This is a genomic window from Corynebacterium gottingense, from assembly GCF_007559235.1.
GTDB lineage: Bacteria > Actinomycetota > Actinomycetes > Mycobacteriales > Mycobacteriaceae > Corynebacterium > Corynebacterium gottingense.
Genome location: NZ_VMHH01000009.1, coordinates 36,033 through 61,595 on the forward strand (window position 1 = coordinate 36,033; position 25,563 = coordinate 61,595).

At 64.7% G+C, this 25,563-nt stretch carries 28 protein-coding genes; 17 read left to right on the forward strand and 11 right to left on the reverse strand.

The features are described 5' to 3' along the window. Positions 1–113: 113 nt before the first annotated feature. From nirB to glmS, 3 genes are read left to right on the forward strand one after another with little or no spacing between them, the layout of a single operon-like run. Positions 114–2,648: a nitrite reductase large subunit NirB gene (nirB, locus tag FPH17_RS09715; protein WP_154880233.1), complete on the forward strand. Its 2,535-nt coding sequence runs from the start codon at positions 114–116 to the stop codon at positions 2,646–2,648. Between the two features lie 34 nt (positions 2,649–2,682). Next, entirely contained in the window at positions 2,683–3,027 is a 345-nt protein-coding gene (gene nirD / locus FPH17_RS09720; protein ID WP_095553371.1) for a nitrite reductase small subunit NirD, read from the forward strand. A gap of 48 nt (positions 3,028–3,075) precedes the next feature. Further along, positions 3,076–4,944, forward strand: a complete 1,869-nt coding sequence (glmS, locus tag FPH17_RS09725) for a glutamine--fructose-6-phosphate transaminase (isomerizing) (protein ID WP_095553372.1) — start codon at positions 3,076–3,078, stop codon at positions 4,942–4,944. Between the two features lie 9 nt (positions 4,945–4,953). Here glmS and FPH17_RS12240 read toward each other — a convergent pair whose 3' ends face one another. Beyond that, positions 4,954–5,223 (reverse strand): hypothetical protein, encoded by a 270-nt coding sequence (locus FPH17_RS12240; protein ID WP_369825014.1) that lies wholly within the window; start codon positions 5,221–5,223, stop codon positions 4,954–4,956. A 24-nt stretch (positions 5,224–5,247) separates the two neighbouring features. Here FPH17_RS12240 and FPH17_RS09735 point away from each other — a divergent pair, with 24 nt between their 5' ends. After that, positions 5,248–6,549, forward strand: coding sequence for a glycoside hydrolase family 32 protein (locus FPH17_RS09735; protein WP_154880235.1), 1,302 nt, complete (start codon positions 5,248–5,250; stop codon positions 6,547–6,549). A gap of 19 nt (positions 6,550–6,568) precedes the next feature. After that, the gene (locus FPH17_RS09740) at positions 6,569–7,366 is read left to right on the forward strand and encodes a sulfite exporter TauE/SafE family protein (protein WP_154880237.1); all 798 of its coding nucleotides are present in this window, start codon (positions 6,569–6,571) and stop codon (positions 7,364–7,366) included. 42 nt (positions 7,367–7,408) lie between these two features. Here FPH17_RS09740 and FPH17_RS09745 read toward each other — a convergent pair whose 3' ends face one another. Next, positions 7,409–8,224, reverse strand: coding sequence for a formate/nitrite transporter family protein (locus tag FPH17_RS09745; RefSeq protein WP_158221603.1), 816 nt, complete (start codon positions 8,222–8,224; stop codon positions 7,409–7,411). A gap of 363 nt (positions 8,225–8,587) precedes the next feature. On the opposite strand from FPH17_RS09745, the gene rplN reads away from it, so the two are divergent. The 3 genes from rplN to rplE are packed head-to-tail and all read left to right on the forward strand — an operon-like array spanning position 8,588 to position 9,854. Then, positions 8,588–8,956: a 50S ribosomal protein L14 gene (rplN, locus tag FPH17_RS09750; protein WP_095277925.1), complete on the forward strand. Its 369-nt coding sequence runs from the start codon at positions 8,588–8,590 to the stop codon at positions 8,954–8,956. Positions 8,957–8,959: 3 nt separating this feature from the next. Further along, positions 8,960–9,274 carry a 50S ribosomal protein L24 gene (gene rplX / locus FPH17_RS09755; RefSeq protein ID WP_095277923.1) on the forward strand — a complete coding sequence of 105 codons (315 nt, stop codon included), beginning with the start codon at positions 8,960–8,962 and terminating at the stop codon, positions 9,272–9,274. Position 9,275: 1 nt separating this feature from the next. Next, positions 9,276–9,854 carry a 50S ribosomal protein L5 gene (gene rplE / locus FPH17_RS09760; protein WP_154880239.1) on the forward strand — a complete coding sequence of 193 codons (579 nt, stop codon included), beginning with the start codon at positions 9,276–9,278 and terminating at the stop codon, positions 9,852–9,854. A 71-nt stretch (positions 9,855–9,925) separates the two neighbouring features. Here rplE and FPH17_RS09765 read toward each other — a convergent pair whose 3' ends face one another. From FPH17_RS09765 to FPH17_RS12115, 6 genes are all read right to left on the reverse strand, one after another. Next, entirely contained in the window at positions 9,926–11,122 is a 1,197-nt protein-coding gene (locus tag FPH17_RS09765; RefSeq protein WP_154880241.1) for a hypothetical protein, read from the reverse strand. Positions 11,123–11,343: 221 nt separating this feature from the next. Next, the gene (locus FPH17_RS09770) at positions 11,344–12,969 is read right to left on the reverse strand and encodes a GTPase (protein WP_154880243.1); all 1,626 of its coding nucleotides are present in this window, start codon (positions 12,967–12,969) and stop codon (positions 11,344–11,346) included. Further along, entirely contained in the window at positions 12,956–14,845 is a 1,890-nt protein-coding gene (locus FPH17_RS09775) for a GTPase family protein (protein ID WP_244288097.1), read from the reverse strand. The genes FPH17_RS09770 and FPH17_RS09775 overlap by 14 nt, the downstream gene beginning before the upstream one ends. Positions 14,846–14,915: 70 nt before the next feature. Further along, on the reverse strand, positions 14,916–15,380 hold the full coding sequence (locus FPH17_RS09780; protein ID WP_167496812.1) for a carboxymuconolactone decarboxylase family protein: 465 nt from the start codon (positions 15,378–15,380) through the stop codon (positions 14,916–14,918). An 8-nt stretch (positions 15,381–15,388) separates the two neighbouring features. Continuing rightward, the gene (fdhD, locus tag FPH17_RS09785) at positions 15,389–16,231 is read right to left on the reverse strand and encodes a formate dehydrogenase accessory sulfurtransferase FdhD (RefSeq protein ID WP_154880246.1); all 843 of its coding nucleotides are present in this window, start codon (positions 16,229–16,231) and stop codon (positions 15,389–15,391) included. Further along, positions 16,218–16,556: a DUF6457 domain-containing protein gene (locus FPH17_RS12115; protein WP_238397048.1), complete on the reverse strand. Its 339-nt coding sequence runs from the start codon at positions 16,554–16,556 to the stop codon at positions 16,218–16,220. The genes fdhD and FPH17_RS12115 overlap by 14 nt, the downstream gene beginning before the upstream one ends. 151 nt (positions 16,557–16,707) lie before the next feature. Between FPH17_RS12115 and FPH17_RS09795 the strand changes: the two genes are divergently transcribed. The 7 genes from FPH17_RS09795 to rplO all read left to right on the forward strand — a co-directional run bounded on the left by FPH17_RS09795 (position 16,708) and on the right by rplO (position 20,410). Beyond that, positions 16,708–17,424, forward strand: a complete 717-nt coding sequence (locus FPH17_RS09795) for a DUF2786 domain-containing protein (RefSeq protein WP_154880248.1) — start codon at positions 16,708–16,710, stop codon at positions 17,422–17,424. Positions 17,425–17,725: 301 nt separating this feature from the next. Further along, positions 17,726–18,124 carry a 30S ribosomal protein S8 gene (rpsH, locus tag FPH17_RS09800; RefSeq protein WP_095535297.1) on the forward strand — a complete coding sequence of 133 codons (399 nt, stop codon included), beginning with the start codon at positions 17,726–17,728 and terminating at the stop codon, positions 18,122–18,124. A gap of 18 nt (positions 18,125–18,142) precedes the next feature. Continuing rightward, a complete protein-coding gene (gene rplF / locus FPH17_RS09805) occupies positions 18,143–18,679 on the forward strand; it encodes a 50S ribosomal protein L6 (RefSeq protein WP_095535298.1) in 537 nt (178 codons plus the stop codon). A 2-nt stretch (positions 18,680–18,681) separates the two neighbouring features. Further along, positions 18,682–19,086, forward strand: coding sequence for a 50S ribosomal protein L18 (gene rplR / locus FPH17_RS09810; protein WP_154880250.1), 405 nt, complete (start codon positions 18,682–18,684; stop codon positions 19,084–19,086). Positions 19,087–19,126: 40 nt separating this feature from the next. Further along, positions 19,127–19,762, forward strand: coding sequence for a 30S ribosomal protein S5 (rpsE, locus tag FPH17_RS09815; RefSeq protein WP_095547634.1), 636 nt, complete (start codon positions 19,127–19,129; stop codon positions 19,760–19,762). 5 nt (positions 19,763–19,767) lie between these two features. After that, positions 19,768–19,953: a 50S ribosomal protein L30 gene (gene rpmD, locus FPH17_RS09820; protein ID WP_095277900.1), complete on the forward strand. Its 186-nt coding sequence runs from the start codon at positions 19,768–19,770 to the stop codon at positions 19,951–19,953. Positions 19,954–19,960: 7 nt separating this feature from the next. Beyond that, positions 19,961–20,410, forward strand: coding sequence for a 50S ribosomal protein L15 (gene rplO, locus FPH17_RS09825; RefSeq protein ID WP_122084693.1), 450 nt, complete (start codon positions 19,961–19,963; stop codon positions 20,408–20,410). A 325-nt stretch (positions 20,411–20,735) separates the two neighbouring features. Here the strand turns inward: rplO and FPH17_RS09830 are convergent, their stop codons facing one another. From FPH17_RS09830 to FPH17_RS09840, 3 genes are read right to left on the reverse strand one after another with little or no spacing between them, the layout of a single operon-like run. Next, complete coding sequence (locus FPH17_RS09830; protein WP_095535301.1) at positions 20,736–21,422, reverse strand: methionine ABC transporter permease; 687 nt, start codon at positions 21,420–21,422, stop codon at positions 20,736–20,738. 2 nt (positions 21,423–21,424) lie between these two features. Beyond that, entirely contained in the window at positions 21,425–22,468 is a 1,044-nt protein-coding gene (locus tag FPH17_RS09835; RefSeq protein WP_154880252.1) for a methionine ABC transporter ATP-binding protein, read from the reverse strand. Next, positions 22,465–23,301, reverse strand: coding sequence for a MetQ/NlpA family ABC transporter substrate-binding protein (locus tag FPH17_RS09840; protein WP_154880254.1), 837 nt, complete (start codon positions 23,299–23,301; stop codon positions 22,465–22,467). Before FPH17_RS09840 ends, FPH17_RS09835 begins: the two co-directional genes overlap by 4 nt. 370 nt (positions 23,302–23,671) lie before the next feature. On the opposite strand from FPH17_RS09840, the gene secY reads away from it, so the two are divergent. After that, positions 23,672–25,000, forward strand: coding sequence for a preprotein translocase subunit SecY (gene secY / locus FPH17_RS09845; RefSeq protein WP_095277887.1), 1,329 nt, complete (start codon positions 23,672–23,674; stop codon positions 24,998–25,000). Continuing rightward, positions 25,000–25,551, forward strand: coding sequence for an adenylate kinase (locus FPH17_RS09850; protein ID WP_095277884.1), 552 nt, complete (start codon positions 25,000–25,002; stop codon positions 25,549–25,551). Before secY ends, FPH17_RS09850 begins: the two co-directional genes overlap by 1 nt. Positions 25,552–25,563: the final 12 nt, after the last annotated feature.

Sequence of the window (25,563 nt, forward strand, 5' to 3'; positions counted from 1 at the left end):
GGAGGTGCCGGCGAACTGGCTGTTGGGGGAAAGCCACCGCGCACCGCTTTTTAGCCGGTACGATCGGGGGTAATTGGCGCAGCCGCGCCGCCCCTACTGCAAAGGACGGTTTTATGAGTACGCAGACCACCCATGCCGAGATTCTGGTCGTGGGCTTCGGCATGGTTGGGCACCGTTTTGCCCAAGAGCTTTCGGCGCGGCGTCCGGACGCGCAGATCATGGTGATCAACCGTGAGACCGAGGATTACGCCTACGACCGCGTGCAGCTGTCCAGCTACGTGGGCAACTGGGATCGCGAGGCGCTCTACCTCGACCGTCTCCCGGAAAATGTCACGGTGGTGCCGGGGCGCGCGGTGTCGATTAAGCCAGAAGCCAAGGAGCTCGTGCTTGACGACGGTCGCGTGTTCGCCTACGAAGAACTCGTCCTTGCCACAGGCTCGCGCGCTTTCGTGCCACGCCTCCCGGGCAATGAGCTGCCACAGGTGCACGTCTACCGCACGCTCGACGACATGGACGGTATCCGCGCGGCGATCGAGGGCGTGGTGGGCACGCACGGCGAAGCGACCGCCGTGGTGATTGGCGGTGGCCTCCTTGGGCTTGAGGCGGCAGGCGCTGCTCAGCACATGGGCGCGAAAACACACGTTGTAGAAATGGCCCCGCGGCTCATGCCGTTGCAGGTGGATGACGCAGGCGGCGAGATGCTCTCGCAGGCGATCCGCCAGATGGGCGTGGACGTCCACGTAGGCGTGACCAGCCGCTCGATCGAACCGTCGACGCAGCGCGACGGGGCCGTCGTGTTGGACCTGGGTGACGACGGGCAGATCGAGACCGACCTGGTGATCTTCTCCGCCGGCATCCGCCCGCGCGACACGATGGGCCCGGACGCTGGCCTGGAACTGGGGCCGCGCGGCGGCTTCCTCACCGACCGCCAGTGCCGAACCTCCATCGAGCACATCTCCGCCATCGGCGAGTGCGCAGCGGTGGATGGCAAGACGTACGGACTGGTCGCGCCCGGCAACACCATGGCGGAGATTGTGGCCGCACGCCTGGCGGGGGAGGAAGGTCCTGATTTCGAGGACCCGGATATGTCCACCAAGCTCAAGCTGTTGGGGGTGGACGTTGCTTCGTTCGGCGATGCGTTTTCCACGGCTGAGGGGCATAAGGAACTGCACATTCAGGACCCGGTCTCGGGCGTGTACAAGAAGCTCATCCTGGATGCGGAGGGCAAGCGCCTCATCGGCGGCATCCTGGTTGGCGAGGCCTCAAACTACTCCATGCTGCGCCCGATGGTTGGCTCCGAGCTGCCGGGCGACCCGGTGAGCCTCATCGCGCCGGAATCCGGGGCGGGCACCACCGCGATTGGCGCGGGTGATCTGCCGGATGACACTCAGATCTGTTCCTGCAACAACGTGTCCAAGGGTGAAATCCGTGCGGCCATTGGCCAGGGGTGCCATTCTGTAGAAACGCTCATGAGTGCAACCCGCGCCGGTACTTCGTGCGGGTCCTGTATCCCGCTGCTCAAGGGCATTTTGGAAGCCGAAGGCATTGAGCAATCGAAGGCTGTGTGCCCCCACTTCCAGCAATCTCGCGCCGAGCTGTTCGAAATCACCCGCTCCACCGGTATTACGGACTTCCCGACCTTCATTGAGCGCTTCGGCACCGGCGGTGGTTGCGAGGTGTGCAAGCCAACGTTCGCAAACATTGTGGCGTCCATGCACACCGAAAATCACGTGCTCGATGGGGCGACCGCCGGCCTGCAGGATACGAACGACCGCATGTTGGGCAACATGCAGAAGAACGGGACCTATTCCGTGATCCCGCGCCAGCCGGCAGGCAACGTGACCCCGGCGCAGCTGCAGGAGATGGGGCGCATCGCCGAGGACTTCGGTCTCTACCTCAAAATCACTGGTGCCCAGCGTATCGCCATGTTCGGCGCGCGCACCGAAGATCTGCCTGAGATCTGGCGCCGCCTGATCGACGTGGGGATGGAGTCCGGTCAGGCGTACGGCAAGTCCCTGCGCGCGGTGAAGTCCTGCGTGGGTACGGACTGGTGCCGCTACGGCCAGCAGGATTCGGTGGCCATGGCGATTAACCTGGAGCTGCGCTACCGCGGTCTGCGTTCGCCACACAAGCTGAAGATGGGCGTTTCGGGCTGCGCCCGCGAGTGCGCGGAGGCACGTGGCAAGGATATTGGCGTGATTGCTACCGAGCAGGGTTGGAACCTGTACGTGGGTGGTAATGGTGGCGCGACGCCGCGCCAGGCCGAGCTGCTGGCCAAGGACCTCACCGAAGAAACCCTGATCCGCTACATCGACCGCTACCTGGCCTTCTACATCCGCAACGCCGATCGTCTGCAGCGCACCGCCGCCTGGCAGGCCGAGGTTGAGGGCGGATTGGACCACATCCGCGATGTGGTGGTGGATGACTCGTTGGGTATCGCCGATGACCTGGAGGCGTTCATGGACCACCACGTGGCCAACTACTCCGACGAGTGGCAGGACGTGCTCAACGATCCGGAGAAGCTCAAGCGCTTCGTGTCCTTTATTAACGCGCCGGATATGCCGGACCCGACGGTGCAGTTCGAGGAGCACCCGCAGGGTGGCCGCAAGGTCCCGCTGATGACCCCGACCATCGGCGCGGCGAACTAGCCCGCGCGTATCACCTGAGAGAGGGAGAAAACCAATGGCAGACACAGTGATTTGTGCACTGAAGGACCTTTCGGTGGGCGTGGGCGCTGCGGCGCTGCTGCCCGGTGAGGTGCAGGTGGCGGTCTTCCGCCTCCACACCGCCGATGGCGAGCAGCTGTACGCGGTGGACAATATCGATCCGTACACCGGCGCCGGCGTGCTTTCGCGTGGCATCGTTGGCGAGGTTGAGGGGCGTCCCACGATCGCGTCACCGCTGCTGAAGCAGAAGTTTTTTCTTGACGACGGTGCATCGTTGCAGGGAGACAACCACACCATCACCACGTACGCGGTCCGGGTGGACGGCGAGGGCGACAACGCAAAGGTTGTCGTATCCAATTAAGCGCGCGCGAACTCGGAGCAATGGTGTACCCCGTGTATTCTGGTCGCTATGTGTGGAATCGTTGGATATATTGGTGACCCCGCGTCGGGCGAGCACGACGCTCTGGGCGTGATTATTGAAGGTTTGCGCAGGCTGGAGTACCGAGGGTACGACTCAGCTGGCGTCGCCGTGATGAGCGGCAACGCGATCGAGCACCGCAAGAAGGCGGGCAAGGTCGCAGACCTGGAGGCGGAGATTGAAAAGGCCCCGCTCCCGAGCTCCAACTTGGGCATTGGCCACACCCGCTGGGCCACGCACGGCGGCCCGACGGACGTGAACGCGCACCCGCACGTAGTGGGCAACGGCCGCCTCGCGGTGGTGCACAACGGCATCATTGAGAACTTCGCCTCCCTGCGCCACGAGCTGGAGGAGAAGGGCCACACCTTTATTTCTGAGACCGATACTGAGGTCGCCGCGACCGTCCTGCTCGATGTCTACGACAACGAGGCTGACGGCGACCTGACCAAGGCGATGCAGATCACCGCGAACCGCCTCGAGGGTGCCTTCACCCTGCTGGCCATCCACGCGGATCACCCGGACCGCATCGTCGCTGCGCGCCTGAATTCCCCGCTGGTCATCGGCCTGGGCGAGGACCGCAACTTCCTCGGTTCCGATGTTTCCGGCTTCATCGAGTTCACCCGCGACGCGGTGGAGATGGACAACGGCCAGATTGTCACCCTGACGGCGCACGATTACGAGATCACCTCCTTCGACGGCGAGCAGGCCGAGGGCAAGCCGTTCCGCGTTGAGTGGGACGTCACCGCAGCGGAAAAGGGCGGCTACAACTCCTTCATGGAGAAGGAGATCCACGACCAGCCGTCGGCAGTCCGCGACACGCTCTACGGTCGCTTCAACGAGGAGGGTGCCCTGACGCTGGACGAGCTGCGTATCGACGAATCGCTGCTCCGCTCCATCAACAAGATCATCATCGTCGCCTGCGGCACCGCCTCCTACGCGGGCCAGGTCGCGCGCTACGCTATCGAGCACTGGTGCCGCATCCCCACGGAGGTGGAGCTCGCGCACGAGTTCCGCTACCGCGACCCGATCGTCAACGAGCAGACCCTTGTGGTCGCCGTGTCCCAGTCCGGCGAGACCATGGACACCCTGATGGCCGTGCGCCACGCCCGTGAGCAGGGCGCGAAGGTCATCGCGATCTGCAACACCGTCGGTTCCTCCATTCCGCGCGAGTCCGACGCGGTCCTGTACACCTACGCCGGCCCGGAGATCGCCGTGGCGTCCACCAAGGCGTTTATCTCCCAGATTGTGGCGTCCTACCTGCTCGCCCTGTACCTGTCCCAGGTGCGCGGCGACAAGTACGCGGACGAGATCCGCGGCGTGGTGGATGAGCTGCAGGCCATGCCGGACAAGCTGCAGAAGGTCCTGGACAACGAGGACCAGGTCAAGCAGCTGGGCAAGGACCTGGCAAACGCCAAGTCGGTGCTGTTCCTGGGTCGCCACGTGGGCTTCCCGGTCGCGCTCGAGGGCGCGCTGAAGCTCAAGGAGGTCGCGTACCTGCACTCGGAGGGCTTCGCCGCCGGCGAGCTCAAGCACGGCCCGATCGCGCTCGTGGAGGAGGGGCAGCCGGTGTTCATCATCGTGCCCTCCAAGCACTCGCGCAATAACCTCCACGCCAAGGTCGTCTCCAACATCCAGGAGGTCCGCGCCCGCGGCGCCGTGACCATCGTGATCGCGGAGGAGGGCGACGAGGACGTCAACCAGTACGCCAACGAGGTCATCCGCATTCCGGCGTCCGCCGGCCTCATGCAGCCGATCCTGTCCACGGTGCCGCTGCAGATCTTCGCCTGCGCCGTTGCGGAGGCCCGCGGCCTGAACGTGGATCAGCCGCGCAACCTGGCCAAGTCTGTGACTGTGGAGTAGCAGCCGAAGCTAGCGCAGCGCACGCCCGCCCTGGAAGGCAAGAACGTCTTCCAGGGCGGGCGTTTCTGCTCCCGTGCGCGAGACGGTGAGCGCACCCGCGTGGGCGGCGAAGGACAAGATGTCCGCCCACTCGTCCTCCCGAAGCGCGAGGAGGCCCTCGCGGCCGAGCGCGCGGGCGACGTTGAACGGGCCGCCACCAAGCGCAGGCTGGAGCGGCCCGAGCGCGTCGGTGGTGGTGGGCACGAGGTCAACGCGGGCTTCGCCACACACGGTAATCATGCCCCTCACCCTAAACTATGCACCATGACGTACCGCCCCAAGTTTCACCTCAGCCCGCCCCAGGGCCGCCTCAACGACCCGAACGGGCTCACGCTGATCGGCGACGAGCTCCACGTGTTTTACCAGCACGACCCGGCCTTCCCGCACGGTCGGCGCCGCACTGGTTGGGGCCACGCGGTGACCAGGCTTGGCAGCGGCGAGTACTACCACCTGCCCGACGCGCTCTACCCGGATTTTCCGTACGACGCGGACGGCTGCTTTTCGGGGTCTTCGGTGGTGCACGACGGGCGCATGCGCCTGTTCTATACCGGAAACCTGGACGCCGACGCCGAGCACGAGCACCGCACGAGCCAGAACGTCGTGGAGGTGGAGGACATCCAGGGGCCGCTCGGGGGGACCTACCTGCGGCGCGCCGACAATCCGATCATCAACGGCTTCCCGGAGGGCTTCACCTCGGACTTCCGCGACCCCCACGTGACGCAGGCCGCGGACGGCTCGTGGCGGATGCTCATCGGCGCGCGCAGCGAGTCCAACACGGGCGCGGTCGTGGTGTACACTTCCGACGATTTGGAGTCGTGGGAGTACGCCGGTCCCATCGAGTTTGTCGGCCTGGACTATAACACCGCGTCCGCCCACATGTGGGAGTGCCCGAACCTGGTGAGCATGACGGATCAGTCCACCGGCGAGGAGCTCGACGTGCTCGTCTTCTGCCCTCAGTTCGCGGACTCTGACGAGTGCGGCTACATCGTGGGCCGCCTCGACGGCCTGCGCTTCGAGGTCATCACGGACTTTACCCCGCTGGACTACGGCCACCAGTTTTACGCCCCGCAGCTCATCAGCTTCGGTCCCGGCGCACTCATGCTCGGCTGGATGGGCCTGCCCGCTCGCGATGACACGCCCACGCTCGCCGCGGAGGGGTGGGTGCACCAGCTCACGCTTCCCCGGGAGCTTTCGCTTATCGACGCCACCGTCCACACCACCCTCCGCCTCCCCCACAACGAAGGCGAGATGGTCGTGTGGCGCAGCGAACTCGGTGCCGAGCCGCGCTCGGTGGAGCTCGTCGACGTGGACGGCTACGTCGGCGCGACCGTCGCCTGGGCGCCCCATCCGGCCGGGCCCACTGGTGCGGTCCGCGGCACGCTGTCCGTCACCGTCGACGGTTTCATGCGCTGGGCGGACTGCGCCGCAGGTGAGCTGGTGTGCACCGCGGACGGGGCGGCGCTTGAAGTCACCGGCGGTGGCGGGGAGGTAGCGTTCTCCTCGGCTGTGTTCGCACCTGACGCGAACGAGTGGGCCGGCTTCCGGGCCGGAGAATCAGCGATGTAGATCAACAGAGGAGGACGAAATGGAGCCGCTGAGCGCGCTGCTGTTGTTTGTGATGGCGATGATGGCGGGGGCGATCAATTCCGCGGTGGGCTCCGGCTCGCTGCTCACGCTTCCGGTGCTCATGGCGCTGGGGTTGCCGCCCGGGGTGGCGGTGCGCACGAATACGACGGGCATGGTGCTCGCGTCGTTCGGCTCGGTGCTGGGGTACCGGAAGGAGATCAAACGGGAACTCCCGTACCTGGGGCCGATGATCGTGGTGACCATTTTGGCGTCCGGTACGGGCTCGTTGCTGTTGTTGTCGTCGCCGTCGAGCACGCTGGACTTTGTCGTGCCGGTGCTCATCGTGGTGGCGCTGCTCATGGTGATTTTCCAGCCGAAGCTCACCGCGTGGCTCGGGCAGAGAGCTGCGGCGGGGGTGCCGGGAGAGCCGGGCGGTGCTGTTGGCCAGGCGTGGAAGCGCCCCCAGCTGATCGCGCCGATGGGGGCCGCCGCGGTCTATGGGGGCTACTTCACCGCCGCGCAGGGGATCTTGTACATGGCCATTATGTCCGTGGCGACGGGGCGTTCGCTCAAGGACGTCAACCCGGTGAAGAACTTCTTGTCCCTGTTTGTCAACATCACCGCGGCGCTGGTCTACCTCGTTGCGTGGGCGTTCTTCGGGGCGGAGATTGTGTGGCTCGGGGTGCTCATCGTCGCCGCGGGCGGCCTGATCGGCGGCGTGGGTGGATCGCAAATAGCAAAGCGCCTTCCAAACTCCGTACTGCGCGGCATCATCGTCGTGGTGGCGTTGGTGGCGCTTGTGCGGCAGTTTGTGTAGGCGCTTGGGAAAAGGGCGCATCCGCGCCCCGGGGGAGAGTAATTAGACCGTCTTGTGGCCGATTGGGAAGCTGCGCAGCGGGGAGACGCCGCGGTTCAGCCAGGCGTAGACGCCGCCCATGATGAGGCCGCCGCCGACGTAGTTGCCCAGCCAGACGAACAGCCAGTTGGACAGGCCGTTGGCCAGGGTGAAGCCCTCGAAGTGCTCCGGGCCGATGCCGTAGCCGGAGAGGGAGAAGATGACGAAGGACGCGATGGAGTGCTCGTAGCCCATCGCTGCGAAGGACGGGATGACCAGCACGATGGCGATGAGCTTCGCGCTAAAGTCCTTTCCGGCCTGGACTGCCATGAGGATGCCGATGTTCACCACGGCGTTCGCGAAGATGCCCTCCAGGAAGAGGTGCGCCGGGTCCTTGGCCAGCTTGCCCGCGGTGGCGCCGTAGAGGAAGTTCTCTGCGGTGACGGTGTCGAACGCGGTCGTCTTGGTGATGAAGTACGCGGTGATCAGGACGCCGAGCAGGTTGAACAGCGTGCACACGACGACGGCGAAGAACGCTTTGAACCCGGGGACGCGACCGGTGATGGTGCCGTAGGTGGCGTACATCATATTGCCGGTGGCCAGCTCGGCACCGAGGACGATGATGATGTAGAGGGCGGTTGCGAAGATCGGGGCGAAGACATACTTACCGAAGCCGGGGAGCTGGGCCTCGACCGAGGTCGCTGCGACAGCGGCGAACGCGGTGATGATAGTGAGGAACATGCCGGCGAGCATGGAACGTACGGCGAACTTGGGGAGTTCGTGGGTGAAAAGGTACGCCTTAAAGCCGATTGATTCGGCCAATGTGCTGTCGAAGTTCATAGGTAACACCATACGTGGTTTAAGCTGCGCAATGCTAATTCTGCGCAGGTGATCCTCGCCACCGTGCCCCCGCTATTGCCCCCCCGTTGCGGGCATGGCCGAGAACCGGGAGGATCGGCGCCGCGACAATGGTACCGGATTTGGATTTCGGGCGCATATCGTGCTTTAATACTGCAGTTGTCTCTCGCTGGTCGGGTTGTAAGCGCGTTTCCGAGCTGAAAATCCGAGACCCTTCGGCACCAGCTTGCGGCTCAAGGGCCGGGGCGGTGTTCGTCGATAAGCGAAGGCATGCAAGTAAGCACATGACCACGTGCGTACAGGACGGAAATCTGACGCACATCGATCCAGGTCAGGAGACCAACTGTGATTCAGCAAGAATCGCGTCTGAAGGTCGCCGACAACACTGGTGCACGCGAACTGCTGTGCATCCGCGTTCTCGGCGGTTCTGTTCGACGCTTCGCCGGTATCGGCGACACGATCGTCGCCTCTGTGAAGGAAGCTACCCCGGGTGGCAACGTCAAGGAGGGTGAGGTTGTCAAGGCCGTCATCGTCCGCGCCACCAAGGAGACCCGTCGTCCGGACGGCTCCTACATCTCCTTCGACGAGAACGCTGCCGTTCTGATCAAGAACGACACCGAGCCGCGCGGTACCCGTATCTTCGGCCCCGTTGCTCGCGAGCTGCGCGACAAGAAGTTCATGAAGATTGTTTCTCTCGCACCGGAGGTGATCTAACTTATGAAGATCAAGAAGGGCGATATGGTCCAGGTCATCTCTGGCAAGGACAAGGGCGCGCAGGGCAAGGTCATCGAGGCCTACCCGAAGCGTGACAAGGTCCTCGTCGAGGGCGTGAACCGTGTGAAGAAGCACGTTGCAAACTCGTACAACGAGCGCGGCGCCGAGTCCGGCGGCATCGTCACCCAGGAAGCACCGATCCACGTGTCCAACGTGATGGTCCTGGATTCCGACGGCAACCCGACTCGCGTCGGCTACCGTTTTGACGAGGACGGCAACAAGGTCCGCGTAGCCAAGTCGAACGGGAAGGACATCTAGCATGAGCGAGAACTACACCCCGCGTCTGAAGACCCGCTACCAGGACGAGATCCGCAACCAGTTGAACGAGAAGTTCAGCTACGACAATGTCATGCAGATCCCGGGCCTGACCAAGATTGTTGTCAACATGGGTGTTGGCGACGCCGCACGAGACTCCAAGGTCATCAACGGCGCACTCGAGGACCTCACCGCGATCACCGGCCAGAAGCCGCAGATCCGTCGCGCGAAGAAGTCCATCGCTAACTTCAAGCTCCGTGAAGGCATGCCGATCGGCGCGAAGGTCACCCTCCGCGGCGACCGCATGTGGGAGTTCCTGGACCGTCTCCTGACGGTCGCGCTTCCGCGTATCCGCGACTTCCGCGGCCTGAACGACAAGCAGTTCGACGGTGCAGGTAACTACACCTTCGGCCTGACCGAGCAGACCATGTTCTACGAGATCGACATTGACAAGATCGATCGCGTCCGCGGCATGGACATCACCGTCGTCACCACCGCGACGAACGACGAAGAGGGTCGCGCCCTGCTGACGCACCTCGGCTTCCCGTTCGCCGACAAGGACGGTAAGATGAAGCGGGCTTAAGCGCTTGCTTGATCGCTTGACGACGATGCCCCCGGCTCCAAGCCGGGGGCATTTTCGCGTCTGCGGCCTACCTAGCTTTTCTGCGAGTCGGGCGGAAACGCGATATCGAGCATTTCAATATCGGTGAATGTTGCCGGGTTATACCACAATATGGATTCGATCCGGCCCTCGTCGTTGTAGAGCGTTACCCAGTGCTCGTAAAGGACAATTCCTGATCGCCCATCGTCGGCCCACGGTATGCCGAGGGCGTCGAGTTTTTCGGTAAACCTCGACGTGGGGATATGGAACGGGATTCCGAGGAAACTTGCGTTGTTTTGCGGGCTGATCTCTATCTCAGTGACCACACCTTCCTTTTCGGTTGCACTGGCGGCAAACTTGTGTCCGCAGACGGTTACGCTCGCCCGGTATCCGTTTCCGAGGAATGTGTTCCAATTCATGCTGTCGATGATGGGCTTCGGCGCAGGATTGCCCATCGCGTGTAATACGTCCGTGAAACTCAACGGGGGGTCGGTAGTGAAGTCGACGAGTGGTTCGTAGTTCGCGCGCTCTTCGGCAGGTTGAACAGGGGGTTTGGAGCGTGTTGCTGCCTCTGCTTCCAAGTTTGCGTCGTAGATGGCCCGCGCCGTGTTGACGTCTCCGACGATGGAGACCACTCCCGGCTCAGCGGCGACAGTGATGGTGGTTGCATCTATGCCTGCGCGCTTGATCATCACGTCGGCCAAGCGCGTGCTTGTCGACGTCGCGCTCCTGCCCCCTACCGTCTCCGCCAATGCCGGGGGAAGGAACTCTTCGAAGACAAACACGTTGCCCATGTCGTCGATCTCAGCGAAGTGGAGCGTTTCCCCGGTGACCCGGCTGCGTGCGGCGGCGAGCAGGCGAATGAAGTGGAGGTGGTCGTCTTTATCGGGCGACAATGCCACCCCTAACTGCTCCCAATACTTCACCGTGTTCGAAGCGAGATTTGCGACGGCATCCAACGCATTTGTGGCGGTGAGATCAGACGGATTTGGGTCTTCGGGCCATGCATCATCTGCCGCCTTGTCGAGCTGTTCATAGCAATCGTCCATGCGCTCCTGGGCTGCTTCGGGAAGCGAGAAATCCTTTGTCGCCTCATCGAACTCGATGCTGTTAATAATGGCGGTGACTTCCGGCCACCTTGCCGTGCAAGGGCGGGCGAAACCGTGGAGCAACACTTTCGCGGTCTGGAGGGCGCCGAGGGCTCTAGTGGTGGCGGAACCGGCCTGTTGAAGCGCTTCGTCGTAAAACATTCCTGCCGTTGGCCTCCTCGGTTTCTTGCCAAGTGCGGCCCACCCTACCACTGGGTGTATGGCACACGGGAGACGTTTTGCGCCCACCGTGCGTATAGCATGAGGACATCGGTGCGGGCCGTGAAAAATTGCGCATAGATAGGCTAACTATATTGCATTTGCCCGGTTCGCCGCGCCCCGGCGAAATCGCGCTGCGGGAAAATTCACGCCTCTCGAAACGCCTACCCGCGCGCGAAAGCGAGGCGCTGCGCAAAGCGCGCGTAGTCCTCGCGGATTTCGCCGAGCGGGGCAACCACGGTTTCCTCGGACACGACCGCGATCTCTCGCCGCAGCGCCGCCTTCGTGCGCCTGCGCACCCCGGAACCGAGCACCCCGCCGAAGACCGCGCTGATCAGGCCGATCACCAGCCCGGTGAGCAGCCCCGCCATGATGAGCAGGGTGGGGACGGGCCAGCCCTCGACATCCGGGACCAGGTCGCTGCCAAGCAGCGGGGTGAGAATCCCGGGGACGAACGCGACTACCAGGTACCACAGCACACCGATGAGCGCGGCAACCAGGGCGAGCCACTGCACGACGGTCAGCAACGACCAGGCATTGGACGGCTGGGCCGGCACGCGGGTGCGTGCGATGGCCCGGTCGAGCGCGTCGGGGACTTGCTCGGCCGCCTGCCCCGCGCGGTCGGTCACTGCCGCTGCCCACTGGTTGGGCAGCCCCGCCGCGATCGCCTCGGCGTAGTCGCGCACGCCCCGGTTGGCCACCGCCTTGGACGCGGCGTCCAGCTCCGGCATAGAAGACCGGTGTACCCCGAGTTCGTCGGACTGGTCACGCACGCCCATGCGCTTGAGCGGGTCGGGCCGGAAGCGGGTGATCCAGGAGGTCAGGAGCCACCCGGTGCGCTCGCGCAGCCGCTTGCGGTACGCGGCGGCGGCCTTGTCGGCGATGCGGTCGGCGCCCGCCGCCTCGGCGAGTGTCGCTTCCATGTCGCGCTTCGCGTGCTTGTCCGGCCGCGTCTTCTTCTCCTGCTTGGCCAGCTGCTTGCCGGAGGCGGCCGGGATCAGGTCCGCGGTGACGGAGTGGATGTCGGCCTCGATGCGGGCTGACTGCGCCGTGTGGGCGCGGGCGACGCGGGTGATGGCGTCGCGTAAGTCGGCGAGGCCAGCGCCGGTCCGGGTGGAGGTGGGGATGACGTGGGCGTTGGAGAGGCCGTCGTCAAGCAAGAGGCCCTTGAAGGAGGCGCTGACGGTGGGGATGTCGCCCTCGGCCAGCAGGTCCGACTTGTTCAGCACCGCGAGGGTCACCGCGGCGTGGTCCGCGTGCGGGCGGATGAATTGCTCGTGGATGACGCTGTCGGCGTACTTTTCGGGGTCGGAGACCCAGACGAGGACGTCGACCTGGCCGGCGAGCCGCTCTGCGATTTCCCGGTTGGAGGCCTCAACGGAGTCGAAATCGGGCAGGTCGAGCAGGATCAGCGGGCCCGCGCCGGGGGCGAACTCGCCGCTGCGGGCGCGGCGGTCTTCCACGCCGAGCCAGTCGAGCAGCTCCTCGGAACCGGCGGGCTCCCACACCGCGGCGAGCGGCGAGGAGGTGGTGGGGCGGCGCGCGGCGGCCTTGCCCAGGTCCTCGCCGACAATGGCGTTGAACAGCGAGGTCTTGCCCGAGCCGGTCGCGCCGAAGAAGCCGACGACGGTGTGTTCGGCGGACAGGGCGCGTCGTTCAGCGCCGGCGCGGGCGACCTTTTCGAGGCGCTCGCGCTGCGCGGGGGAGAGGTAGGGGTGGCCGATCTCCGCGGCCTGCCCGAGCGCGTCGAGCCGCTCGCCGAGCGGTGCCTTCGAGCTAAACAGCGCCATCGGTGCCCCCGTCCTGCGCGTCCGGGCGGGTGAACGAGCCGCGCAGCTGGTCCAGGAGGCCGCGCAGCTTCGAGTCGGCTTCGCCGGAGCTTTGTTGCTTATCGACGCCACCCTCACCGCCCGCAACCGCCGGAAGGTTCGCCGGGGCGGGCAGGGCCTCCGGGAAGCGGACGCTGGCCTGTGCACGGGCCTGGCCTGCCGCCTCGCGCAGCTGGTCCGCGGTGGCGCCACGGTGCAGCGGGGCGGTGACGTCGCGGTAGCGGTTGCGCTCGGCCTCCATGAGTGCCTCGAGGCGCTCGTTGAGGTCGGCCTTCGCCTCGGCGGCCATGCGGCGCACCGTGTCCTCGCCGAAGATGGTTTCCAGCATCTTCTGGCCCACCACTGCGGAGCCGCCGGCGATGGCGACCTCGCCGCCGGTGAGTCCCGCGGTAGAGGCGAACACGACGAGCATCAGCGCGACGGTGAGGACGTTGAGGCCCAGCGACATCGCGCGGGCCCGCTGGCGTTTCTGGCCGGCGGTGTCCTGGATTCGCTCCAGCATGGCCTGCTGCCAGTCGCGGACGAGGCGGGCCGCGTCGTCGGAGACGGTGGCGCTGGCGCGGGCCAGCGAGGGGTCCGCCTGGGCGCGCAGCTCCGGGGCGACCGTGCCGACGTGGGACCAGGAGCGTGCGGCGGCGGTCTCGGCGGCGTCGATAAGCACTGCGTGCAGCCCGGTTTCAATCTCCGTTTCCACCTCGCGCAGCGGGGCGGGTTGGCCCGTGAAGAAGCTGCCCACCTTGTCTACTGCCTGGGAGAACCAGCGCTCGACGCCGCGGAAGACGTCCGAGGTGCCCACGACGTCCTGCCAGCGGTCCATGACCTCGGTGCGCAGGAGCTTGCCGTCGCTGGTCGCCTCGATGACGTGCTGGCTGGCGGCGCGGTACTGCTCTGAAATCGCCGCGTCCAGCTGGTTCGCAAACGCCTCCTGTTGCTCGCGGGCAGCAGTGAGCTTGTCGACGCGCCCGAGCGCCCCCGCCAGCGCACCCGCGACCGTCTTGCCGGCCACCTCGCGGCGCGCCGCGGTGTCGTTGGCCAGGGTGGACAGGTAGTCGCGCAGCGGGGCGACCACCTCGTTGGGCAGGAACTCGTCCGTGCCGGTGATGAAGGGGACGGTGAACACCGTCGCGCCCGACAACCCGGCCTGGTCCATCATGCGGCGTAGGTCCGCGGGGACGGTCTCGGCGGAGGACTCGTCGAGGCGGTTGAGCACCACGACGACCTCGATGCCGCGGCCGGCGGCGTCGTTGAGGAAGTTCCACACCAGCTGGTCCGCGTAGCGTGCGGGTGTGGTGACGAAGATCCACAGGTCCGCGGCCGCCAAGAGCTGGGAGGCCAGGGCCCTGTTGTGGTCGTCGATGGAGTCGAAATCGGGGGCGTCGACAAGCGCGAGGCCCTCGGGGATCCGCTCGGTGCGGACGATGCGCAGCGTGGTGGACTGCTCGTCGCCGGCGCCGTGGGAGCGGGCGAGGCCGGGCAGGACCTCCGGGGAGTTGAACCAGTCCGCGTTGGCGGGGTTGGCCACCAGGATCGGCTGGCGGGTGGTCGGGCGGATCACGCCCGGGTTGGAGACGTGCTCCTGCAGGACCCCGTTGACCAGCGTGGACTTGCCGGATCCGGTAGAGCCGCCGATGACGGCCAGCAGCGGCGCGTCGAGATTGCTCAGGCGGGGCAGGATGTAATCGTCGAACTGGTTGACCACGGCGCGGGCGTCGGCGGCCGCAGCGCTGTCGGTGGGGACGTCGGTGTCGGCGACCGCATCGCGGAGGTCACGGACGGCGCCGAGCAGGGCGGCGGCATCCGTCCCGTCGGTGGGAGCGGGGGAGTGGGGTGTATTCACGCCCACTATCTTGGCACAACCTTGGTAAAACGCCGGGTGCTTGCCCGGGTGCGCTGCTGGTGCTGTTGGGCTACTGAAGGTCGAAGTCGGTGACGCGCGCGACGTCGCGGGGGTCCTGCTTGAAGGCGATGCCGAGGCGGTTGTAGCTGTTCACGCCCACAATTCCCACGATGAGCGCGCGGGTGACTTCCTCTCCAAGGGTGTCCAGCGCGCGGTTCCACAGGTCATTCGGGAGGGAATCGGGGGCGTCATCGAGCTCGGTGATCGTATCGGCGAGCTCGAGGATGAGCGCCTCGGTTTCGCTGAACTCGCTGGCGTGGCGGGTCCACTGCTCGACCTTGAGGATGTAGTCCTCGCTCCAACCGTGCTCGCGGGCATTGCGACGGTGGATGGCCGTGCAGACCGTGCAGCCGTTGATGGCGGTGGCGCGGACGGCGGCGAGGTGCCCGTAATCGGGGTCGAGTTTCTCCCGCATATACTGCATGGGCGGGTAGAACATGTCGATGATCTCTTGGGGGATTTCGCGCGCGGTCATGCTGGGGATCATACCGAAGCGAGGGTGCCGGCGTACAGGTTAAAGTGGCGGTCCCTGACAAAGCCTGCGAGCGCCATGTTGGTCTCGCGCGCCAGCTCCACTGCCAGCGACGACGCGGCGGAAACCGCCACCAGCGCGGGGAATCCCGCCATGGCCGCCTTTTGGACGAGCTCGAACGAGGCACGCGAGCTCATCACCAGCACCATGTCGTCCGCGGGGAGGCGGCCCTCCAGCAGCAGGTGCCCGATGACCTTGTCCGCGGCGTTGTGGCGGCCGATGTCCTCGCGCACGACGATCGGGTTGCCATCAAGGTCGAACGCGCCCGCGGCGTGGATCCCGCCCGTCTTTCTAAACTGCTTCTGCTCCGCGCGCAACGCGTCAGGCAGCTTCACCACGAGCTCCGGGTCCAGCTCGATCGGGGTGATGGGCATGCGGACTTTGTGCAGCAGCTCGCTAATGGACTGCGTGCCGCAGACACCGCACGCGCTGGTAGTGGGGGTGAGACGGATGAACTCCGGCGTGACCGGCTTTGCCGTCTCGGCGAGCTCCAAGTCGAGCAGGTTATAGGTGTTCTCACCGCCGGATCCGACGGCGCCTGCACAGTAGCGGGCCGTGCGCACATCCTGCGGCGCGGTAATCAGGCCTTCCGCGTAGCACCAGCCGTGCGCGAGCTCCACGTCGTGGCCCGGGGTGCGCATCGTGGTGGTGAGCGTCTCCCCGCCGGCGCGGATCTCCAACGGCTCCTCGGTGGTGACGGTATCCGCGCGGGTGTTCGTGAACACCCGCCCCGCCTGCTCGCCGTCGCCGAGGGTGACCTTGGTGACGGCGAAGCGCTGGTTAATCCTGCTCATCGCTCGCGCCACTCCCGTCGTTTTCGTGCTTGTCGCTGTTGTCGTAGCGCTCGAGCAGCTGCGTGGTCGCCTCAATGAGTTTGCGGGTCGCCGACTCCGTCGCGTCCGGCGTGGCGTCAGGGCCCAGCTGTTGCCCCGCCGCGAGCCCGACAAGAAATGCCGTGGTGGGCGCCGCCGGGCGCGACGGCCCGTTGTGGGCCACAGCGGCGGTGAGGTCCAGTACGTCGCCCACCAGCGAGCGCGCCGCCTCGGGCGCGACGCCGAGTTTTTTCGCCACGGCGGCGAGCCATTCGTGGGTGGTGTGCAGTGCATCGTCCTTCGCCATGAGTTCTCCTTTCGGTGTTGAGCCAGGATAACGCGTTGCGTCAAATGTGGAGCGCGGTCCGGCCATCCGCAGTTTCCCATCGGGGTAGCAGAATTAATCGCAGTGTAGTAAACATAACCGTACCTCACAAAATAAACGAAAGGCAATGGCAATGCAAGACAGCACCAAGGTGAAAGAGCGTGTGCAAAAGCTACTCAACCAGGCTAAAGATCGCGAGGGGACGCCCGAAGGCGACTCGTTTTACGCGAAGGCCTTTGACCTGATGGCCGCGTACGGATTCTCCGAGCGCGACCTGTCGCGACCGGAAGTGGGGAAGGCGGCGACCTATCGAATCTTTAAGATCGCCGGAACATACACCGATATGCAGGCAAAACTCCTGCTCTGTATCGCGCAGGCGCTGCACTGCGTCGGCTTCTATCAGCGCGTGTACAACTCCACGCGCGTCAACCAGGTCACGGTGTTCGGGTTGGAGAGCCACCTCGAGCGCGTGCGTCTGCTGTACTCCATACTCCGCGTAGTCATGCTGGACGGCGCTGGCCAGCTCAGGGCCACAAGTCTTGCGGAATCCATCGTGGTCAAACGCCGCTCGTACATGACGGGATACGCCATCCGTATCGGCCAACGCCTCGCCGAGGCAGAGCATCGCGTCACCGAGTCATCGAGCGAGTACGCACTGGTGCTTATCGACGATGCCGAGCAGGCCCGCAACGCCCAGGCGGAATTCGCCGCCGCACACGGCCTGTACATCCACGCCGACTCATCGAACCGGTCCTTTGACCCCGCTGCGTACATCCAGGGGCAGCAAGCGGGCGATGCCTCCGACATTGGGCAGACGCGCGTCGCTGCGCGGCCCGCGTTGCCGTTTTGAGGTGAAGGCTGGGTGGCGGGCGAGTGGGCGTCGAAAAGCGATTTGCCCTGGAAGGGACGCAAGGTATAGGGTTATCGGTCGGACTTGTGCGAGGAGCGCAAGCCGAAAGACCAACTGTACATCCAACTTTGTTGCAGGCCCCCCGCCAGAATGCGGACCGCGTGCAAGGGAGGCGGCGAGCGCCCCACGTTACTGAGCGTGGGGAGCGTGAAGTAGCCCCCGACAGACCACACGGCAAACGCGACCTTTCAGGGTCAGGTGGGCTAGGGAACCGCAACGAGAAAGGAACCGGTCACTCACTATGACCATGACTGATCCGATTGCGGACATGCTGTCCCGCGTGCGCAACGCAAACAATGCGCAGCACGACAGCGTGTCCATGCCGTCCTCGAAGCTCAAGGCGAACATCGCCGAGATTCTGAAGCAGGAAGGCTACATCGCTGACTACAAGGTTGAGGACACCAAGGTGGGCAAGGAACTCACCCTTGACCTCAAGTACGGCCCGACCCGCGAGGCTTCCATCGCTGGTCTGCGCCGCGTTTCCAAGCCGGGTCTGCGCGTGTACGCAAAGTCCACCGACCTGCCGCAGGTCCTCGGAGGCCTGGGCGTGGCTATCATCTCCACGTCCTACGGTCTCCTGACCGACCGTCAGGCCCAAGAGAAGGGTGTAGGCGGGGAAGTCCTCGCTTACGTCTGGTAAAGGGAGGTTGAAAAGACTATGTCGCGTGTAGGTAACGCACCCATCGCAATCCCGAACAACGTTGAAACCAAGATCGACGGCCAGACCGTCGAGGTCAAGGGCCCGAAGGGCACCATGACCGTCGAGGTTCCGGCCCCGATCACCGTTGCGGTTGAGGAGAACCAGATTGTGGTGTCCCGCCCGGACGACCACCGCAAGAACCGCTCGCTGCACGGCCTGTCGCGTTCGCTGATCAACAACCTTGTGATCGGCGTGACCGAGGGCTACAAGATCAACATGGAGATCTTCGGCGTCGGCTACCGCGTGCAGCAGAAGGGTAAGGACCTCGAGTTCTCCCTCGGCTACTCGCACCCGATCCTGATTGAGGCGCCCGAAGGCATCACCTTTGCTGTCGACGGCAACACCAAGCTCTCGATCGAAGGTACCGACAAGCAGCAGGTTGGCCAGATTGCGGCGAACATCCGCCGTCTGCGTAAGGATGACCCGTACAAGGGTAAGGGCATCCGCTACGCGGGCGAGCAGGTACGTCGCAAGGTCGGAAAGACGGGTAAGTAATCATGAGCAATACTGCAGAGAACACCAAGCGCACCCCGATTGGCAAGGACATCTCGTCCCGCCGTCGCGAGGCTCGCGCACGTCGCCACAACCGCATCCGCAAGACCCTGCGTGGCACCCCGGAGACCCCGCGTCTCGTCGTGCACCGCTCGTCCCGCCACATCCACGTGCAGGTCATCGACGATCTGGCTGGCCACACCCTCGTGGCCGCTTCCTCCATGGAGCCGGACGTCCGCAACCTGGACGGGGACAAGAAGGACAAGGCAGCCAAGGTCGGCGCACTCGTTGCAGAGCGCGCCAAGGCAGCTGGCATCGAAGCGATCGTCTTCGACCGCGGCGGCTACAAGTACCACGGCCGCGTCGCAGCTCTTGCTGAAGCAGCTCGTGAAGGTGGTCTGAAGTTCTAATGATCACCGCAACCATCACCATCAACGGAAGGATCGCGTAATGGCCGAACGTGAACGGCGTGACGGCGGACGCTCCGCCGACAACCAGAACAACAAAGGCAACAAGAACGAGCGCGGTGGCCGCGGCCGCCGCGACGACCGCCGCAACCAGAACGACGAGCGCGACAAGTACATCGAGCGCGTGATCACCATTAACCGCGTCGCAAAGACCGTTAAGGGTGGCCGCAACATGTCCTTCACCGCACTCGTTGTGGTCGGCGACGGCCAGGGCATGGTCGGCGTCGGCTACGGCAAGGCGAAGGAAGTTCCCGCCGCAATCCAGAAGGGCGCCGAGGAAGCTCGCAAGAACTTCTTCCGCGTCCCGATGATCGGCGGCACCATCCCGCACCCGGTCCAGGGTGAGGAAGCCGCGGGCGTCGTGATGCTTCGCCCGGCTGCTCCCGGTACCGGTGTCATCGCCGGCGGCGCTGTCCGTCCGGTGCTCGAGTGCGCAGGCGTCCAGGACATCCTGGCCAAGTCCCTCGGTTCCGACAACGCCCTGAACGTCGTTCAGGCAACCGTTGCCGGCCTGAAGGAACTGGTGCGCCCCGAAGAGGTCGCCGCGAAGCGTGGCAAGGACGTCGAGGACGTTGCCCCGGCCCGTATGCTGCGCGCACGCGCAGGACAGGAGGCGTAAGCACAATGGCACTGAAGATTACACTGCACCACGGTAAGGTCGGCGAGAAGCCGCAGACCATCCAGAACCTTGAGGCTCTGGGTCTGCGCAAGATCGGCCAGTCCGTGATCAAGAAGGACAACGCCGCTACCCGCGGCCAGGTGCTCAAGGTCCGTCACCTTGTCACCGTTGAAGAAGTTGCAGGGGAGTAGATAGCACATGGCTGACATCATCAAGCTTCATGATCTGCGCCCGGCAAAGGGTGCAAACAAGGCGAAGCGCCGCGTTGGCCGCGGTGAAGCTGGCAAGGGCGGCAAGACCGCCGGCCGCGGTACCAAGGGCACCAAGGCTCGCTACCAGGTTTCCGCAGCGTTTGAGGGTGGCCAGATGCCGCTGCACATGCGTCTGCCGAAGCTCAAGGGCTTTAAGAATCCGAACCGCGTTGAGTTCCAGGTTGTGAACGTCAACGATCTGGCCAAGGCCTTCCCGAACGGCGGTGCCGTGTCCATCGAGGACATCGTCGCAGCCGGCCTGGTTCGCAAGAACCAGCCCGTGAAGGTTCTGGGCAACGGCGACATCGACGTCAAGCTCGACGTCACCGCCAACAAGTTCTCCAAGTCCGCAGCGGAGAAGATCCAGGCTGCAGGCGGCACCACCACCGAGGCGTAAAGCCTTTGCGGCGGTAGTCCGGAGGACTGCTTGCAAGCGGCCCGCCACCCCTCACTGCAGGGGTGGCGGGCCGCTTTTTGCGTGCCGTTGTGGCTGGGAGTGCAAGCTGGGGGATCGGGGTTGCGGGGCAGGTCAGTGGGTGACGAGAATGCGTAAAATTTCCCGGCGCCGTCGGCATATCCCCAGGTGGTGCGGAGCTGACGCGGATGCGAGCGGGAAATATTGCACTCCCGCCGCCGCGGCACGGCAGGAAAAAGCCGCCGGGCCCGTGTGCAGGCTCGGCGGCTGGAGCTCAAACCAGGTACGTGAAACCCGGTCCTGGAAGTTATGCCCTCGCGCGGTGCGCGAGACGGTTACCAATGGACTGGATCGCCTGGACCACGATGATCAGGATGATCACGGTGGTGAGCATGGCGACGGAGTCGAACTGCTGGTAGCCGTACGAGATGGCGAGGTCGCCAACGCCACCGCCGCCGATGGTGCCGGCCATGGCGGTCGCGGAGATGAGACCGACGGTCGCCGTCGTCACCGCGAGGATGATCGAGGACTTTGCCTCCGGCAGCAGGAAGTGCCGGATGGTTTGGCCCATCGTCGCGCCCATGGAGTCGGCGGCCTCGGTGATGCCGGGGTTGACCTCCAGGAGCGACTGCTCGATGAGTCGCGCGATGAATGGCGCGATGTACAGGGTCAACGGCACGAGCGCCGCCGTGGTGCCGATCGCGGTGCCGGCAATCACGCGGGTGAAAGGTGAGATCGCCACCAGCAGGATGATGAACGGCAGCGAGCGAACCACGTTGACCAGGACGTTGAGGACGCCGTAGGCAATCGGGTTCGGTTTCAGCCCGCCCGGGCGCGTGATCACCAGGGCGAGCGCCAGTGGGATGCCGATGAGGGCGCCGACGAAGAGCGCGATGCCGACCATGTAGACGGTCTCGCCAAACGAGTCGATGTACATGGATGGGGTCACGCGCGACCCTGTCGTGTCGCGCCACCAGGAGTTCAGCTGATCCATGGTTATGCGTCCTTTCCGCTACGAATGCGATTGACGGAAACTCCCTCGAGCCTCTCCAGCCACGCCACGGCGTCGGCTGCGTCCTGCGAGGCGCCGCGAAGACCGAGCACGGTCGCGCCGACGGTCGTGCCGGCGAGGTCGGCGTCCGAGGAGGACAGCAGCTGCGCGTCCATGCCGAAGCAGTTGATCAGCTCGGTGAACACGCCGGAGGCGGCGCGCCCGGAGTGAATGAGCTGGACCACTTGGTCGAAGGCGCCGGCGTCGATAGTGGCCCGAACGCTCTCGGGGATCTCCCGGGGGATCACGGTCTCGACAAAGCGCTGCGTCAATGCCGCCTGCGGGTCGGCGAAGACCTCCGCGACGGGGCCGGACTCGACCAGCTTGCCGGAATACAGGACCGCGACGGAGTCCGCGAGCCGCGCAACCACATCCATCTGGTGCGTGATGAGCAGGATGGTCACGCCGAGCTCGGCGTTGATGGCGCGCAGGAGGTCGAGGATCTGGGTGGTGGTCAGGGGGTCGAGGGCGGACGTGGGTTCGTCGCAAAGCAAAATGCTCGGGTTAGTCACCAGCGCACGGGCGATGCCGACGCGCTGGCGCTGCCCGCCCGACAGCTGCCGCGGCTTGTGGTCGGCGCGATCGGTCAAGCCGACGAGCTCGAGGACCTCGTTGACGCGGCGGGTGATCTCCGCCTTCGGCGTCTTGGACAGCAGCAGGGGAGTGGCCACGTTCTGCGCGACGGTCTTGGTTTCCAGCAGGTTGTAGTTCTGGAAGACCATCGAGACCTCGCGGCGCAGCTCGCGCAGCTCCTTCGGGCTCAGCTTGGACGGCTGGCGGCCCAGCACCGTGACGGTGCCGGAGCTGGGTGACTCAAGGCCGTTGACCGTGCGGATCAGCGTGGACTTGCCCGCACCAGACGTGCCGACGACACCGTAGATGCCGCCCGTGGGGACAGCGAACGTGATGTCGTCGAGCGCGGCGAACGTGCCTCCGGAGGTATCGAAGACCTTGGAGACGTGGTCGAAGGCGACGGCGGGGCCGGTCACTGCAGCGACTCCGGGAGGAACCAGTAGTTGTTCTCGTTGTGCTCGTTCAAGTAGTCCTTGAACTCGTCGGAACGGTAGGCGTCAGCCACGGCCTTCGCCCACGGCTTGTCGGCCTTGTCCTCGGTGGTCACGGCCACGAGGATCAGTTCCGGACGCAGGTTCTCCTGGAAGAGCTGCAGGTTTGGGTCCAGGCCCGCGGAGTAGGACATGGAGCCCGGGATCACGGCCCAGTCCAGGTCGGGCAGGGAGCGCGACAGGTTTGCGGAGTCCATCGGCTGGATGTCCAGGTTGTGCGGGTTCTCAGCGATGTCGGCCTCGGAGACGAGCGTCTCGTCGGCGTCGTCGCGGAGGGTGATCCAGCCGGCGTCGACAAGCACGTGCAGGGCGCGCGACTTGTTCGAGCCGTCCATCGGGACGCCCACGGACTGGCCATCGGCGACCTCGTCGATGCTCTGGTGCCGCTCCGAGTACACGCCGGCGGGGACGGTCGGGACCTCGGTGATGGAGGTGAGGTCCGCGCCCTTCTCGTTGTTAAACACGTTCATCCAGCCGGTGTGCTGGTCCACGTTGAGGTCCGCGGAGCCCTCAGCCAGCGCCGTGTCGGCCTGGGTGAGGTCGGTGAACGACTGGTAGTCCACGTTGTAGCCCTCCTTCTCCAGGATCGGGCCAACGGCGTCCTCGAACAGCTCCGAGTACGGGCCGGGCGAGGTGGCCACGCGGATGGTCTCCAGGTCGCCCTCGGCGGTGGCGTTGTCGCTCGACTCGCCCGAGCAAGCGGTCAGCCCCAGCGTGAGTGCGGCGGCTGTGGTCAGTGCTGCAAACTTCTTCAGCATGACAGTCCTTTCGATCAGGATTAATCTCGACAAATCAGTACCTTAAACCTATCGGTCCAGAAATTCAAGACAGAGTTGTCTATCGGCGCGGCTCGATGCCTATCGACGCCACGCCTCGGCCCCGCAGCCGAATGGGGCGAGCTGTGCCTGGGCTGGAAAGGTGCCAGAAAGGTGCGAATCACCTTGTGGCGACATTGGAGCAACCCGCTAAGCCTCATGCGAGTCGAGTGTTCGCAAGATGGGCTGCTAGGGTAGTGGGGTCAAATATGTACGGGTGAGCTTTAGCATGCCTTTTGGCAGGTAGGGCGGCTCGTAGTTCATACTGTTCGCAATCTCCTGCTTATTTTTGCAGTGGGAGCCAGGAGGCTTTGTGTCCGCTATTCTTCAGGCGTTTAAGGATCAGGATCTACGCCGCAAGATCCTGATCACGCTCGCCCTTATGATCCTGTACCGCGTCGGTGCCCAGATCCCCACGCCAGGCGTGGATTACGGCCTGATTCACTCTCGCCTGGAGGAGATCTCCCAGGGCGACCAGGCGACGATGTTCTCCATCATCGGGCTCTTCTCCGGCGGCGCGCTCCTGCAGCTGTCCATCTTTGCCATCGGCATCATGCCGTACATTACGGCGTCCATCATCGTGCAGCTGCTCACCGTGGTGATCCCCAAGTTTGAGGAGCTGAAGAAGGAGGGGCAGTCCGGTCAGGCAAAGATGACGCAGTACACGCGCTACCTCACCGTGGCGCTGGCGCTCCTCCAGTCCGCCGGCATCGTCGCGCTGGCCGACCGCGAGCAGCTGCTCGGCCAGGGCATGCCCGTGCTGGTTGAGGACCGCAATGTGTGGACCCTCATCATGATGATCATTGTCATGACGTCTGGCGCCATCATCATCATGTGGCTCGGCGAGATCATCACGGAGAAGGGTGTGGGCAACGGCATGTCCCTGCTCATCTTCGCCGGCATTGCCACCAAGCTCCCGTCCGAGGGCGCGATCATCTTCCAGAACTCCGGTGGTGTCGCGCTCGCGGTGGTTATCGCGGCCATCATCGTCCTCGTCGTGGGCATCATCTTCATCGAGCAGGGCCAGCGCCGTATCCCGGTGCAGTACGCCAAGCGCGTGGTGGGCCGCCGTCAGTACGGCCGCACCGCGACCTACCTGCCGCTGAAGGTAAACCAGGCCGGCGTGATCCCGGTCATCTTCGCCTCCTCGCTGATGTACGTGCCGGTGCTGATTACCCAGATCGTGAACATGAACAAGCCGACCCCGCCGGACAACTGGTGGATGAACCACGTCATGGCGTGGCTGCAGAACCCGGGCTCCTGGCAGTACATCGTGGCTTACTTCATCATGATCATCTTTTTCGCGTACTTCTACGTCTCGGTGCAGTATGACCCGGTCGACCAGGCTGAGAACATGAAGAAGTACGGTGGATTCATTCCGGATATTCGTCCGGGCCGCCCGACCGCGGAGTACCTCGGTTATGTGATGAACCGTCTGCTGGTGGTCGGCTCGCTGTACCTCGCTGTGATTGCGATCCTGCCGAACCTGGCGCTCGACGCCGGCCTGGCTGGCTCCGGCCGCATGGGTATGAGCGCGTTCGGCGGCACGGCTATCCTGATTATGGTGTCCGTGGCCCTGACCACGGTCAAGCAAATTGAATCCCAACTCCTGCAATCCAACTACGAAGGACTTCTGCGATAATGCGTCTCGTACTTCTTGGCCCTCCCGGTGCCGGCAAGGGCACCCAGGCGGCGATCCTCTCCGAAAAGCTGGGGATCCCGCACATTTCCACCGGTGACCTGTTCCGCGCCAACATCGGCGAGGGCACCCCGCTCGGCGTTGAGGCGAAGAGCTACATCGACGCCGGCAAGCTCGTGCCTACCGACGTCACCGCGCGCATGGTCGAGTCCCGCCTCCAAGAGGACGACGCCAAGAATGGCTTCCTCTTGGACGGCTTCCCGCGCACCGTCGAGCAGGCGGAGATCCTCACCGAGCTGCTGGAGAAGGCCGACACGAAGCTGGACGGCGTGCTCAACTTCGTCGTCGACGAGGATGTTGTCGTCGAGCGCATGCTCGCCCGCGGCCGCGCCGACGATAACGAGGAGACGATCCGCACCCGTCTCTCCGTCTACCGTGACGAGACTGCGCCGCTGATCGACCACTACGGCGACCAGATCATTTCTATCGACGCCGTCGGCGACGTTGATGAGATCAACGCCCGCGCGATGGAGCAGCTGCAAAACCTGAAGTAGGGGGGACAACGA